Origin of the sequence: Bartonella sp. CL63NXGY, from assembly GCF_042194905.1 — a bacterium.
Lineage (GTDB): Bacteria > Pseudomonadota > Alphaproteobacteria > Rhizobiales > Rhizobiaceae > Bartonella.
In genome coordinates, this window is sequence record NZ_JBHINK010000007.1 from 37,030 (window position 1) to 50,548 (window position 13,519).

Consider the following 13,519-nt stretch of genomic DNA (forward strand, 5'->3'; position numbering starts at 1 on the left):
TAACTAAAAACTCTCACGCAACCACTCACCAACACGCTGAAAATACCCACGCGTGCCCATCGATAAATGATTTCCTGCCGCCTGCATTGTTTTTTCTTCAAAACCCACCAATTGCGGATAAATTAACAACCCAACAGCAGATGTAAACGCCGCCCCTTTTGCAAGAGAAGGAAGCCTCGAAATACCTAAAGGCCGCCCGATACGAACATTTCTTCCTAATATAGTACGTGCCATTTCTGGCAATCCTGTTAACTGGCTTGCTCCCCCCGTCAAAATAACACGTTTACCAATGATGTGACCAAAACCAGAACGATTTAAACAATCACGGACCATTTCTAAAATTTCTTCAACACGCGCACGAATGATACGCCCAAGAACCGCGCGAGGATATTGAGTTTCACGCTGTTCACTCCCAATTTCTGCTACATTAATCATTTGCCGCTCATCAGCACTTGTTAAAAGTGCTGAACCATAAACAACTTTTAAACGTTCCGCCTCTGTTAAAGACATAGAAAATCCGCGCGCAACATCAAGAGTGACATGATGCCCCCCAACAGCAAGAGCATCCGCATGAATAAATTTTCCTTCAAAAAACACTGAAAATGTTGTTGTTCCACCACCAAAATCAATACACGCAGCCCCTAAATGCGCCTCATCATTCATCAAGACAGCAAGACCACTTGCAAAGGGAGTAGCAACCATTGCTTCAACACTCAAATGTGCACGATTAATACAAGTTTCTAAATTACGCAAAGAGGCTGTTTCTGCTGTTACCACATGCACGTCGACACCAAATGTTTCCCCTGCCATGCCAATAGGATCAAAAATTCCTTTATCTCCATCCAATACATAAGAAACTGGAACTGAGTGCATAACATGACGTTCAGCATCAAAGGCTTTACGCGAAACATCTGAAAAGGCCATACGCATATCACGCTTGGTGACTTCACGACCATTCAAATGGACCTTTCCATTAATCAAAGCACTTTGTAATCGACTTGAGGAAAAATTCACAATCACTGAATCCACCACCAAACCCGCCATTTTTTCTGCCGCATCAACAGCCAATCTTATTGATTGTTCTGCTGCAAACATATCCATGACAACACCGGATTTAATACCACGTGAACGCTGCACTCCAAAGCCTAGAATTTCCGTAGAATGTGTACGACCATGTAAATAGTGTGCATGCTTCAAAGGACGCAAACAAGCAATAAGACAAACAATCTTACTTGAACCGACATCAAGTACCGTTAAAAAACGTGTTTTACGCCCCTTCAAATGATGTGATCTGAGTAGCATCATAGGCTTCCTGCCTTTCGCGCTTTTAAAATACGTTCTTCTTCTGCTACAGTAGCATGATAACGCTCCAACGTTTCATCTGATAAAGAAACAGTAATTCGATCAGCAAGACGTAAATCAACACTGAGAATATCGCGAGATAAAAGATCTTGCATTGTACCGGACGAAAAAAGAGAAGAAAGCCTTTCAAGAGCACCATTTTCAGGCAACATAACGCGCATTCCATTATTCAAAACAAGATCCCAACGTCGATCACCTACCCGCACAAAAGCACGAATACGATCATATACTTCCGGATAGACTGACAGCGCTTGAATAAACACTTTAGCAGCATTTTGTGCCCCCTGCCCAACCACAAGAGGTAAATCCCGAACAATTTCCCCTTTAAAAGGCACAATGACACGACCTGTATGATCAACAATATCCATTATGCCATCATGTTGCCAAATGGCATAGGGTTCACGCTCCACGATGGAAATGCGCATTTTATTAGGATAAATTTTCTGAACATTAGCCGATTGCACCCAAGCCTGTTTTTCCAAAAGAGAACGCGCTCTTTCAACATCAAAAGTGAATATAGAAGGCGCAACATCAAGTTTTAAAATTTTAAAAATATCCTGCTTTGCCAAGCGCTTATTACCGCTTATATCAACATGAGTGACCACAAAACTACTATCCAATATGATCGTGTTTACGATCACAGCCATCTGACCACTTGATGAAAGTCCATAAAAAGCCGTAACAAAGAAAAACCATACAACAGCAAAAGAGCCAAAATGGCGTGGAATATGAATATTAACAAAAACAAACTCAAACATAAACCGAAGAAAACGACGATAAAGACGTGGCAAAGCCGGCACTGAAAGCACCTCCATCGGAACATTTATTTTACTAACATTCAACGCATACATGATGCGTCCTCCACCATCCATTGAACAATATCGCCGTAAGTACGGCCGCTCGCTTTTGCAATATCAGGAAGAAGAGACGTCGATGTCATACCGGGTTGCGTATTAATTTCAAGCCAAACCAACTCTCCCGTTTTTTCATCAAAACGAAAATCAGAACGGCTAACACCTCGACACCCTATCGCCTGATGGGCTGCTAAAGACATTCTTTGCACACTTTGGTAAATATTTAGTGAAAGTTGTGCAGGACAAATGTGAAGAGAACCACCCGTTTTATATTTTGAGTCATAATCGTAGAATGGAAAGTGTTTATCGGGAAGAATTTCACACACATCCAGCACTTCATTCCCCAAAACAGCACAAGTCAATTCACGACCAGGAATATATTTTTCAATCATCACCTCATCGGCATATCCCCACTCAGCTCCCCCAATATTATGCGGCGGTACAGCTTCATTTCCTTGGACAATGACAACACCAAAACTTGATCCTTCACACACAGGTTTAATTACATAAGGAGGCTCCATGGGATGCGTTCGGCCCAAAGCAAAGCGGCTCATGATACGAGAAGGAGCAACACAAACCCCAACATTTGCAACGATAATTTTTGCACGTCCCTTATCCATTGCCAAAGCAGATGCCATCACGCCAGAATGAGTATAAGGAATTTTTAAATATTCAAGAATCCCCTGAATCCGGCCATCTTCACCAAATGGACCATGCAATGCATTGAAGGCAATATCGGGCTGCAACTGTTCAAGAACAGAAGCAATACGAGCATCAACATCCACGCGGCTCACGCGATACCCCTGTACCTCTAGAACATCAGCACAAGCCGCCCCTGAAGATAAACTTACAGACCGCTCAGAAGAAAAACCTCCCATTAACACAGCTATATGTTTATCTTTCATAATAAATCACCCTCTTTCGCATACTATATGTAGTCTATATAGAATACATCAGCACCATATACAGGAAAAACAAAGTTTATCCTTGCGAATCAATAACCTAGCATTTTGCATAATGAATCAGACTCAAAAGCCTGATGCAAGAGATTCTTTGTTAATTTATTGATTCTTAATAGAATTTTTTATTATCTCTTTGAAATGACTCAATTTTTTATTTTCACTTTTTTAGTGAACAATAAATCAATGAAATGGATCAAAAGGAGAAACACTTCGACCACGCTCAAATTGACCAATACGCTCTATTTCCCATTGTAAAAGGTGGGCTGAATTTGCAAAAACACGTGCACGCACTGTTTCTCCCAATGCTTCAAGATCATATCCTGTTGCTTGCCCTGTATTAATCATAAAATTACAGTGCATTTCACTCATTTGAGCGCCACCAATCCGTAAACCACGACACCCTGCTTCATCAATCACGCGCCACGCAGATCCATTCCCAGGATTTTTGAAAGTTGACCCCCCTGTTTTTTCACGAATAGGTTGCACTGTTTCTCTGTGGAGGGCAACTTCATCCATAGCAGCACGAATATCATCTTTATTGCCGAGTTTTCCTTCCAATAAAGCAGCCGTAAAAATAAAATCTTTAGGAACATCACAATGGCGATAGGAATAATGCATATCTTTCACACTCAAGATATGACGTTGCCCTTTACGATCCAGCGCATAGACCTCGACAACACGCGCTGCGGTTTCAACACCATTCGCACCAGCGTTCATTTTGAGAGCTCCTCCAAGACCTCCAGGAATACCATGATAAAAATGAAAACCTGCAATCTCAGCTTCTAAAGCGGCAGCAGCTAAATGTTTATCCGCCGCACCAGCACCAACTAAAAAGCCTTTTGGAGAAACCTGCTTCACTTGCCCAAAACTTTTTGGCGAAAGACGAATCACAACACCAGGAACCCCCCCATCACGCACCAGAAGATTAGAACCGATACCGACAATTGTTACAGGAACAAATTCAGGCAAATTTTGAAGAAAGAGAGCCAAATCTTCTTCATCAACAGGCTGATAAAAAAGCTCTGCCAATCCGCCCGTGCGAAACCACGTTACCTTACGCATCTCAACATTAGGTGTAAGTTTTCCTCTCACGCCACCCAACAATGGTTGCAATTGCGCCAATAGCGCCTCACCATCAATGTGCTGAAAATTTATCATGACCATCCAATACCGCTAACTGATGAGGCAACGCACAAGCCCATTGTGTGATATTGCCAGCACCAAGAAAAACAACATAATCCTCTGCCTGAGCAAATTTTGAGACAAGAGACACAACATCTTCCAAACCATGTATCAAGCGCACATCACGATGACCCGCCATCTTAATATGCTCTACCAATTCTTGAGAACCAAATCCTACAATAGGCTCTTCACCAGCCGCATAAACGGGCGTAATCAACACTGTATCTGCATCATTAAAACAAGCAGCAAAATCATCAAATAAATGATACAACCGTGAATACCGATGGGGTTGTGCAATCGCAATAACACGCCCTTTTGCACTCTCACGTGCAGCACGCAAAACAGCTTTTATTTCGACAGGATGATGTCCATAATCATCAAATATTTCAATGCCACGCCAACTTCCTGTTCGCGTAAAACGCCGTTTTACTCCGCCAAATTCTGCTAAGCCCCTTTTTATAGCTTCATTTGAAATGCCAAGTTCATGCGCAATAGCAATCGCCGCCGTTGCATTGGCAACATTATGCTGCCCTGCCATAGGCAAAAGCATATTTTTCAACTCAATCTTTCTTCCTGTTTTGCGTGAGCGAACAAGAACATCAAAATGCGTTTTTTGACCATCCATCGAAAGATTAAGAAAACGAACATCTGCTTGTGGATTTGCACCATAAGTGATCACCCAACGATCATCAATACGGCCCGCCAATGACTGAACCTCTGGATGATCAAGGCACAAAACAGCAAAACCATAAAAAGGAACATTTTCTACGAATTGCCGAAAAGCCTCACGCACAGCATCAAAACTTCCATAATGATCCAAATGCTCAGCGTCAATATTAGTAATAACAGCAATATCAGCAGGCAGCTTTAAAAATGTACCATCACTTTCATCAGCTTCAACAATCATCCAATCGCCATCTCCTGTACGAGAATTCGTACCATAAGCATTAATAATACCGCCATTAATCACCACTGGATCAAAATGACCAGCATCAAGAAGGGCTGCAACCATTGATGTGGTTGTTGTTTTACCATGTGTACCACCCACCGCAATTGCACGCCGAAACCGCATCAGCTCCGCCAGCATTTCTGCACGTCTAACAAGCGGTAAATGTCTTTCCTTTGCAGCAATATACTCAGGATTTGTTTTTTTAACGGCAGTAGAAAAAACAACAACCTCTGCATTCCCTAAGTTTTCAGCACAATGACCTATATGAACGTTAATTCCCTTTTTCCGCAAACGTTCAACATTTGCACTTTCAACTTGATCTGACCCTTGAACTTTATAGCCAAGATTATAAAAAACCTCCGCAATTCCACTCATACCGATCCCCCCGATTCCGATAAAATGGATAACGCCTATATCAAGTGGCATTTTCATTTAAAAGCTCCTCTTTTATATCTGACAACAATCGCCCTGCAATTAAGGATTCAGCCATATCAGCAAGGCAACGGGTTGCATGAGGTTGCCCAACTTTTTTTGCAGCAAGCGCTTGTTTTTCCAATAAATGGGGTGCACAACAAGCGTGCATTAAAAGAGAAAAAAGCTTTTGTGCATTCAAATCTTTTTCTGATACAATTTGCGCACCACCTACACGAGCAAGCAGAGCTGCATTGGCAGCCTGATCATGATCTAAAGCATGGGGATAGGGAACAAGCAAAGCAGGTCTACCAATCACCGCTATCTCACAAACGGACGAAGCCCCAGCGCGCGACAAAATAAAATGAGCATGTGCCATACGTTCAGCCATATCATCAAAAAAAGGAGCAACCTCTGCTTGTACGCCCATATCACGATAGATTTTGATCAACCCTCCTGCTTCACCGCGGACTTGCTGTACAATTCGTAAACGTTTACGGTTCTTATCATCGAATAAAGCAATAGCTTCTGGAACAATATGTGAAAAAGCAGAAGCCCCTTGGCTACCTCCAAAAATCAAAAAATTAAATGGCTTTTCCCCCTCTGAAGAATGATAAGGAATTTTGGCCGCCTTCAACACAGCCTCACGGACAGGATTCCCCGTCAAAAGTATTTTATGAGCATAAGCGCCATTTGGCGACAACAAACCACCAGCGATTGCACGCACAAAAATTGCCAACACCCGATTGGCACGCCCCATAACAGCATTTTGTTCATGAATAAATGTCACACGCCTCGTTAAAGCCGCAATAAAAAGAGGAGGAAAGCTCGGATACCCCCCAAATCCTCCAACAAGAACAGGACGTAATTTATAAAACAACGCCAACGATTGCCCCATTCCCCTTAGCAAAGACCAAAACGTCTTTATCAGAGCAAAAGGATGACGTCGTATAAACGTTGCCGATGAAACGATATGAATATGCTCTTCATCAAAGCACCGAACAAAAGGTCGTGCTCTTTCATCTGTTATTAAATGAACATCATATCCACGCTTCCTTAATTCAACAGAAAGGGCTTCAGCAGGAAAAAGATGTCCACCTGTACCACCAGCCACCAAAACAATAACTTTTTTATCATTCATAAGGGGTATCCAAGACAGAAGAGGAAGAAAAAGCTGAAAGGCGTGCTTCTGGCCAACGACGTGTTAAACTAAGCAAAATGCCCATTGAAAACGCAATCGCCACCATCGAAGAACCACCATAAGAAATAAAAGGCAATGTCATGCCTTTTGGAGGAATTAAGTGAAGATTAACGGCCATATTAATAGCTGATTGAAAGCCAATCATCATTGCTATGCCAGTAATACCAAGACGTATAAAGGAATCACGTGTATTCATGGCTATATACAATGAACGCATAACGATAAAGCCAAACAGCATCATAATTAATAAACAAAGAATAATACCATATTCTTCAGCAGCAACGGAAAATACAAAATCTGTATGGCTATCAGGAATGATACGTTTTACTGTTCCCTCCCCAGGACCTTGCCCAAACCAACCACCATTCAAAATAGCCTCACGTCCTACATCCACTTGAAAAGTATCTCCTTCACCTGTCAAAAAACCATTGATCCGCTCGCGCACATGATGCAGAAAAAAATAAGCTAAAATAATTCCTACAACGCCTAAAATGAGAAAGAGAAAAATAATAGTAAGAGGTACACCAGCAATAAAAAACAGCCCCCCCCATGTTGCACTTATTAAAACTGTTTGTCCAATATCAGGCTGCAAAACCAGAAGCACACAACAAATGCCATAAAGTACAATCGCTAACGTATAACCTAGAATTCCCCTCTTGCGTATCTGTTCCGAAAAAAGCCAAGCGGACATAACCACAAAAGCTGGCTTCATAAACTCTGAAGCCTGTACAGAAAAACCAAATAGCTGAATCCATCGCCGTGCTCCCTTTAACTCTGGACCCAAAAATAAGGTTGCAACCATAAGAGCAAGCGTTACAATGAGCAAAAGAGCACATAAACGACGAATATTAGAAAGCGAAAAAAAAGAAATGGTAACCATCGTAAAAAATGCTAAAATGCTGAAAATAATATGCCACCGAACAAAATAAAAACTATCAGCAATTCCGATTTTTTTTGTAATAATGGGGCTGGCAGCAAAAGACAGCATAATGCCAATTCCCATTAAAATTAAACAAGCTGCAAAGATAGAGCGATCAATCGTCCACCACCAATTAGCAATTGGATCTCTATCTGCACGCGTCACCATGATATACACACCTTATCCATTTTATAAATTGTCTCAAAGTGATATGAGTTCCCAGCCTGTTTAACAAACACTTTAAAAACTAAATTACACAAAAAAAGATTCTGGAGTCTTAACGCAAAAATATTTTTTATAATTGATGCTTTTTTTATTGTAACTGCATCACAAAAGAGACAAATGCTTCGCCTCGCATTTCATAATTTTTAAATTGGTCATAACTTGCACAAGCAGGTGACAAAAGAACCGTCACCTCTTTTGCCTTACAGCCTATTGCGTCAACAGCTGCTTCACGCACCGCATTTTTCAAAGTTAAGCTCATAGAAAAGGGAAAAGAAGATCCAATAGTGCGAGCAAATTCTTCCGCCGCGCTCCCAATCAAATAGGCTTTACGAATTTTAGGAAAAAATTCTCTAAGAGACTCTATTCCTCCCTTTTTTGCCTGTCCCCCAACAATCCAAAAAATATCATTAAAGGTGGAAAGCGCAGGAGCTGTTGCATCTGCATTAGTCGCCTTGCTGTCATTGATAAACAAAACCGCCCCCATTTTACGCACCTGCTGCATACGATGATCCAACCCTTTATAACTTGCTAAATGCTTGTTCATAGAAGGATCGGTTATTTTTAAAGCCTGCAACGTTGCTAATGCCATAAGGGCATTTTGCGCATTATGACTCCCACGTAACACCGCCATAGGAGCAAGATCTGCAAGCATATGACGCTGTCCTTGACGAACAGAAAAGAGCTTGGTCCCATCTGCATAAAAACCATTTTCAACAAAATGATCCTTGGAAATTGCCTCAATTTGCTTCCCCTCATGAAGTAACTGTTGATATAAAACCCGGCAAGCTGCATCATCAACTGAAATAAAAGCCTGAGAAGCCTGAGCAATCAGATGCCTTTTGGTTTGCACATAACAGGCAAAACTTCCATGTCGATCAATATGATCAGGTGTGAGATTTAATAAAAGTCCAATAGTCGGCTGAAGAGAGGGAGTAAGATCAATTTGAAATGATGAACATTCAATCACATAGATACGTTTTTTAACAAAGGGCTTAAGCGTCAATATTGCCTTTCCAATATTTCCCCCCATCTGCACATCATAGCCCATTTTTTCCAACAAATGCGCAAGTAAAGATGTTGTGGTTGACTTCCCATTCGTCCCCGTAATCGCAATGAAAGGAACGTCTTTGTCACAAAAACCATAATGCTGTAAAAATTGATGGCGCGCCCGAACAAATAATTCAATATCACCGATAATTTCTATATTTTTTTTTCGTGCTTTTTCAACAACCCAATGGGGTTGAGGATAACTTAAAGGAACTCCAGGAGCTACAATCAATGCAACAAATTCTGACCAATCTTCATAACGGAGATCTCGTGTTGGAATATTGTGCCGAAAAGCCATTTGCACGCTTGAAGGACTATCATCCCACGCCACCACTTCTGCACCACCACACATCAATGCTTGTGCCGTTGCTAGTCCAGACTGTCCCAATCCAAACAGAGCAACTTTTTGACCTTTATAACACGCAACAGAAATCACATTCTCACCGCAATTTAAGTGTTGAAAGACCTATGAGAGCGAGAACAATCGAAATAATCCAAAAGCGTATCACGACTTGGCTTTCAGTCCAGCCTTTTTTCTCAAAATGGTGATGTATCGGTGCCATAAGAAACACGCGTTTTCTTGTTAATTTGAAATAACCAACCTGAATAACGACCGAAAAAGCTTCCACAACAAAAAGCCCACCAATAAGAACCAAAACAATTTCGTGTTTCGTAGCAACCGCAACAGTCCCTAAGAGTCCTCCAAGAGCCAATGAACCAGTATCTCCCATAAAAATAGCTGCAGGTGGTGCATTAAACCATAAAAAACCAAGCCCTGCCCCAACAACAGCTCCCAATAAAACAGCCAATTCACCTGTACCCGATACATAATGGATTTGGAGATAATCAGCAAAATTCATATTACCAGAAAGATAAGCAATCAGAGCAAAAGATAAAGCTGCAACCATCACAGGAACAATAGCAAGCCCATCGAGTCCATCCGTTAAATTAACCGCATTACCCGTCGCGACAATGACAAACGCAGAAAAAGGAATAAAAAACCAGCCCAAATTGATAAGATAATCTTTTAAAAAAGGCAAAGCGAATCCAGATGAGCCAATTTTCAGAATAACAAAAGCCGCAATTGCGGCAACACAAAACTCTAAGCTTAACCGTGCTTTCCCAGAAAATCCTTTGTCTGTTTGTTTTGTGACCTTAAGATAATCGTCATAAAATCCAATTGCCCCAAAAGAAAGCATAACCAATAGCGATACCCAAAAGTAAATATTCGATAAATTACACCACAAAAATGCCGATACCACAATGCCGGTTAAAATCATCAATCCACCCATTGTAGGTGTTCCAGCCTTTTTAAAATGTGTTTGAGGACCATCAGCACGAATCGGTTGTCCCTTACCCTGCCGCAATTTAAGAGAAGCAATGATGCTAGGTCCAAACAAAAAGACGATAAGTCCCGAAGTAAGCATAGCCGCTATCGTGCGAAAAGTAATATAACGAAATACATTCACACCTGGAAGCCAATCACTAAACGAAGAAAAAAACAGCATCATTGTACAAAAAACCTCTTAAAACTATGAAGAAACCGCTTTATAGCGATCAAGCAATGCAGTCACAATATTTGATGAACAAAGGCTATTGGATGATTTAACCATAAGCAGATCCCCAGAAGAAATTTCTGCTAAAAGAAGCGGTAAAATTTTCTCAATATTTTCAGCATAATGAACCTTAACACCAGTAGACAAATCACTGACTAAAGATTTCATCGCCTCACCAAATAGAAAAACCGGATTAGCACCGGAAAGACGTATTGGTTTTATTAAATCACGATGAAGCTTTTCACTATACTCCCCTAATTCTAGCATATCCCCTAAAATAGCAATTCGCCGCCCCTCTTTCCCTACAGGTCCTGTAGCAAGAAGCTCAAGTGCAGCACGCATAGAAGCAGGATTTGCATTATAGCTTTCATCAATGAGATAAAATTCACCCCCATTTGATAAAGACAATTGATAACGAACACCTCGCCCCTTTTGAGAAGAAAAATGGCGAAAAGAAAGAAAAACAGGCTCTAACTCAACCCCCATAGCATCACAAGCAGCAATAACCCCTAAACTATTTTGCACAATATGGCGTCCTGGAGCACCAATTTGAACCTCCCTATCCCGCCCCCCAATACGCACAATCATAGAAGTACTATCAGTTAGAAGACGTATACCTCGCGCTTGATAATCAGCATCTTTAGTCTCACCAAAGCTTAAGATCTTCTTTACACCGCATTTCTTTGCTTTTTGAACGAGATAAGAAAAAAAATCACTATCCGCATTTAAAATGGCAATTCCTTTTTCATCTAATCCTTCAAAAATTTCAGCTTTTGCCTTTGCTATTTCTTCAAGATCTTTGAAAAAACCCATATGTCCTGCACAAATATGCGTAATGAGAGCAACATGCGGACAAACCAGTTTGACCAGAGGGCGAATTTCATCTCTATGATTCATACCAATTTCAAAGATACCATAATCACTCTCCATAGGCATCCGCGCTAAAGTGAGTGGAACCCCCCAGCAATTGTTTAAAGAAGCGAGATTCGCATGAACATTCCCAGCAGTTGCAAGAGCTTGTTTCAAAGCTTCTTTTGTCGTTGTTTTTCCCACTGATCCTGTTACCGCGATAATCTTAGCTCTTGAACGTTTGCGTGCAGCTTGTGCAAGTTGTTCTAAGGCTTGCAAAACATCAGGAACGACAATGAGTGGAGCCGATATCTTTTTCATATCCCTCAAACGGTGTTCCGCAACGATAAGAACGCCTGCACCTCGTTCATAAGCTTGCGCAGCAAAATCATGACCATCAAGATGATGCCCCTTAATGCAGAAAAAAACATCCCCTTCCGCAAGAGTACGGCTATCAATGGAAACCCCAGAAAAAGTTTCTGGCATGCTTCCCATTACAACACCATTAATTGCAGCAACAAGTGCTTGCTTATCCCATAAAGCTGTCATTTCTTTCGGTCCTCTAAAGCTTCTATCGCTTTCAGACGATCTGAAAAAGGATAAGTTGTCTGCCCTATAATTTGGCCATCCTCATGACCTTTTCCAGCAATGATTAATGTGTCACCAACTTTCAAAAGCTCCACCGCGTAAGAAATAGCCTCACCACGATCTGCTATCTCTATTGCTGTTGGCACCGCCTGTAAAATATCCTTGCGTATTTTTTCTGGCATTTCTGTGCGAGGATTATCATCCGTTACAATAACAATGTCCGCTTTATCCGCCGCAATTTTTCCCATCAAAGGTCTTTTTCCTTGATCACGATCTCCTCCACAACCAAAAACAACGATCAAGCGCCCTTGCGTAAAGGGACGAACAGAAAGCAAAACCTGCTCCAAAGCTTCTGGTTTATGGGCATAATCAATATAAACAAGCGCATTATTTTCTGTCTTTCCCACAAACTCTAATCGCCCAGGTGCCCCCTGCAAAGTTTCAAGCGCAGAAAAAACCTTACGAGGTGAAGCACCCGTTGCAATTGCTAACCCCGCTGCCATAAGCGCATTGGCTACCTGAAAATCTCCAGCTAAAGGCAAAACAAATGTATAAATATTGTTTTCCACACGACACTCAATACACTGTTTTGAGCGTTGATGTTCGACACGATTAATCGTGATAAATTGCCCCTTACGACCAATTGTCAAAACACGGCGACGCGCTTGTGTGACAACATCAATAACCTTTTGTGAATAGACATCATCAGCAAAAATCAAAGCAGGAGCAGATACAGGCAAAAGTGTATCAAATAACCTCATTTTAGCCCGCAAATAATCCTCTACCCCCGTGTGATAATCCATGTGATCTCGCCCTAAATTGGTGAAGGCACCAGCCGTTAAACGGACTCCATCAAGTCGCCCTTGATCAAGCCCATGCGAAGAAGCTTCAAGAGCTGCATGTGTCACACCTTCATGAGAAATTTCATAAAGAAGACGGTGCAAGACGACCGGATCAGGTGTTGTGAGAGAACCATAAACATTCCGTTTAGGAGAAACGACACCAACCGTTCCTATACTCGCAGCACAAAATCCAACATAAGTCCAAATTTGCCGAAGAAAAGAGACAACTGATGTTTTACCACTTGTACCAGTCACAGCAACGACCGTTTCAGGCTGAGAACCGTAAAAACGTGCTGCTGCCAACGCTAAACTATGACGAACATTAGAAACACGTAAAATGGGAACAGATAAATCCTCAAGAACAGCATGACAATCTGTAACGATTGCTCGTGCACCACGCTTTATCGCATCATCTATATAGTGTCTTCCATCACTTTTTTTTCCTTGAACAGCAACAAAAACATAGCCTGGCAAAACTTGTCGAGAATCCGCACTTATTCCTGTTATTTCTATTGAAGAAAGACTTTCATCTTCAACGCATTCTGTAAAAACTGTTCCCAACAACATGATAA

General features: G+C 41.4%; 11 protein-coding genes. All 11 read right to left on the bottom strand.

What is annotated here, in order from left to right:
- Nucleotides 1–3: 3 nt before the first annotated feature.
- Complete coding sequence (ftsA, locus tag ACFIK0_RS05125) at nucleotides 4–1,305, bottom strand: cell division protein FtsA (RefSeq protein WP_273790775.1); 1,302 nt, start codon at nucleotides 1,303–1,305, stop codon at nucleotides 4–6.
- A complete protein-coding gene (locus ACFIK0_RS05130; RefSeq protein ID WP_375663613.1) occupies nucleotides 1,302–2,213 on the bottom strand; it encodes a cell division protein FtsQ/DivIB in 912 nt (303 codons plus the stop codon). The genes ftsA and ACFIK0_RS05130 overlap by 4 nt, the downstream gene beginning before the upstream one ends.
- On the bottom strand, nucleotides 2,201–3,121 hold the full coding sequence (locus tag ACFIK0_RS05135) for a D-alanine--D-alanine ligase (protein WP_375631176.1): 921 nt from the start codon (nucleotides 3,119–3,121) through the stop codon (nucleotides 2,201–2,203). Before ACFIK0_RS05135 ends, ACFIK0_RS05130 begins: the two co-directional genes overlap by 13 nt.
- Before the next feature lie 237 nt (nucleotides 3,122–3,358).
- On the bottom strand, nucleotides 3,359–4,336 hold the full coding sequence (murB, locus tag ACFIK0_RS05140) for a UDP-N-acetylmuramate dehydrogenase (RefSeq protein WP_273790778.1): 978 nt from the start codon (nucleotides 4,334–4,336) through the stop codon (nucleotides 3,359–3,361).
- A complete protein-coding gene (gene murC / locus ACFIK0_RS05145; protein WP_273790779.1) occupies nucleotides 4,314–5,741 on the bottom strand; it encodes a UDP-N-acetylmuramate--L-alanine ligase in 1,428 nt (475 codons plus the stop codon). The genes murB and murC overlap by 23 nt, the downstream gene beginning before the upstream one ends.
- The gene (gene murG / locus ACFIK0_RS05150; protein WP_375662971.1) at nucleotides 5,725–6,861 is read right to left on the bottom strand and encodes an undecaprenyldiphospho-muramoylpentapeptide beta-N-acetylglucosaminyltransferase; all 1,137 of its coding nucleotides are present in this window, start codon (nucleotides 6,859–6,861) and stop codon (nucleotides 5,725–5,727) included. Before murG ends, murC begins: the two co-directional genes overlap by 17 nt.
- A complete protein-coding gene (locus tag ACFIK0_RS05155) occupies nucleotides 6,854–8,008 on the bottom strand; it encodes an FtsW/RodA/SpoVE family cell cycle protein (protein WP_375662970.1) in 1,155 nt (384 codons plus the stop codon). Before ACFIK0_RS05155 ends, murG begins: the two co-directional genes overlap by 8 nt.
- Nucleotides 8,009–8,153: 145 nt before the next feature.
- Nucleotides 8,154–9,548 (bottom strand): UDP-N-acetylmuramoyl-L-alanine--D-glutamate ligase, encoded by a 1,395-nt coding sequence (murD, locus tag ACFIK0_RS05160; RefSeq protein WP_375663614.1) that lies wholly within the window; start codon nucleotides 9,546–9,548, stop codon nucleotides 8,154–8,156.
- Nucleotides 9,549–9,552: 4 nt separating this feature from the next.
- The gene (mraY, locus tag ACFIK0_RS05165) at nucleotides 9,553–10,623 is read right to left on the bottom strand and encodes a phospho-N-acetylmuramoyl-pentapeptide-transferase (RefSeq protein ID WP_273790783.1); all 1,071 of its coding nucleotides are present in this window, start codon (nucleotides 10,621–10,623) and stop codon (nucleotides 9,553–9,555) included.
- Between the two features lie 21 nt (nucleotides 10,624–10,644).
- Nucleotides 10,645–12,066: a UDP-N-acetylmuramoyl-tripeptide--D-alanyl-D-alanine ligase gene (murF, locus tag ACFIK0_RS05170; RefSeq protein ID WP_375631180.1), complete on the bottom strand. Its 1,422-nt coding sequence runs from the start codon at nucleotides 12,064–12,066 to the stop codon at nucleotides 10,645–10,647.
- Entirely contained in the window at nucleotides 12,063–13,514 is a 1,452-nt protein-coding gene (locus tag ACFIK0_RS05175; RefSeq protein ID WP_375631181.1) for a UDP-N-acetylmuramoyl-L-alanyl-D-glutamate--2,6-diaminopimelate ligase, read from the bottom strand. Before ACFIK0_RS05175 ends, murF begins: the two co-directional genes overlap by 4 nt.
- Between the last annotated feature and the right edge of the window lie 5 nt (nucleotides 13,515–13,519).

Coding starts and splice junctions, on each gene's coding strand:
- ftsA (WP_273790775.1), bottom strand. CDS start 1,305: ATGATGCTACTCAGATCACATCATTTGAAGGGGCGTAAAACACGTTTT.
- ACFIK0_RS05130 (WP_375663613.1), bottom strand. CDS start 2,213: ATGTATGCGTTGAATGTTAGTAAAATAAATGTTCCGATGGAGGTGCTT.
- ACFIK0_RS05135 (WP_375631176.1), bottom strand. CDS start 3,121: ATGAAAGATAAACATATAGCTGTGTTAATGGGAGGTTTTTCTTCTGAG.
- murB (WP_273790778.1), bottom strand. CDS start 4,336: ATGATAAATTTTCAGCACATTGATGGTGAGGCGCTATTGGCGCAATTG.
- murC (WP_273790779.1), bottom strand. CDS start 5,741: ATGAAAATGCCACTTGATATAGGCGTTATCCATTTTATCGGAATCGGG.
- murG (WP_375662971.1), bottom strand. CDS start 6,861: ATGAATGATAAAAAAGTTATTGTTTTGGTGGCTGGTGGTACAGGTGGA.
- ACFIK0_RS05155 (WP_375662970.1), bottom strand. CDS start 8,008: ATGGTGACGCGTGCAGATAGAGATCCAATTGCTAATTGGTGGTGGACG.
- mraY (WP_273790783.1), bottom strand. CDS start 10,623: ATGATGCTGTTTTTTTCTTCGTTTAGTGATTGGCTTCCAGGTGTGAAT.
- murF (WP_375631180.1), bottom strand. CDS start 12,066: ATGACAGCTTTATGGGATAAGCAAGCACTTGTTGCTGCAATTAATGGT.
- ACFIK0_RS05175 (WP_375631181.1), bottom strand. CDS start 13,514: ATGTTGTTGGGAACAGTTTTTACAGAATGCGTTGAAGATGAAAGTCTT.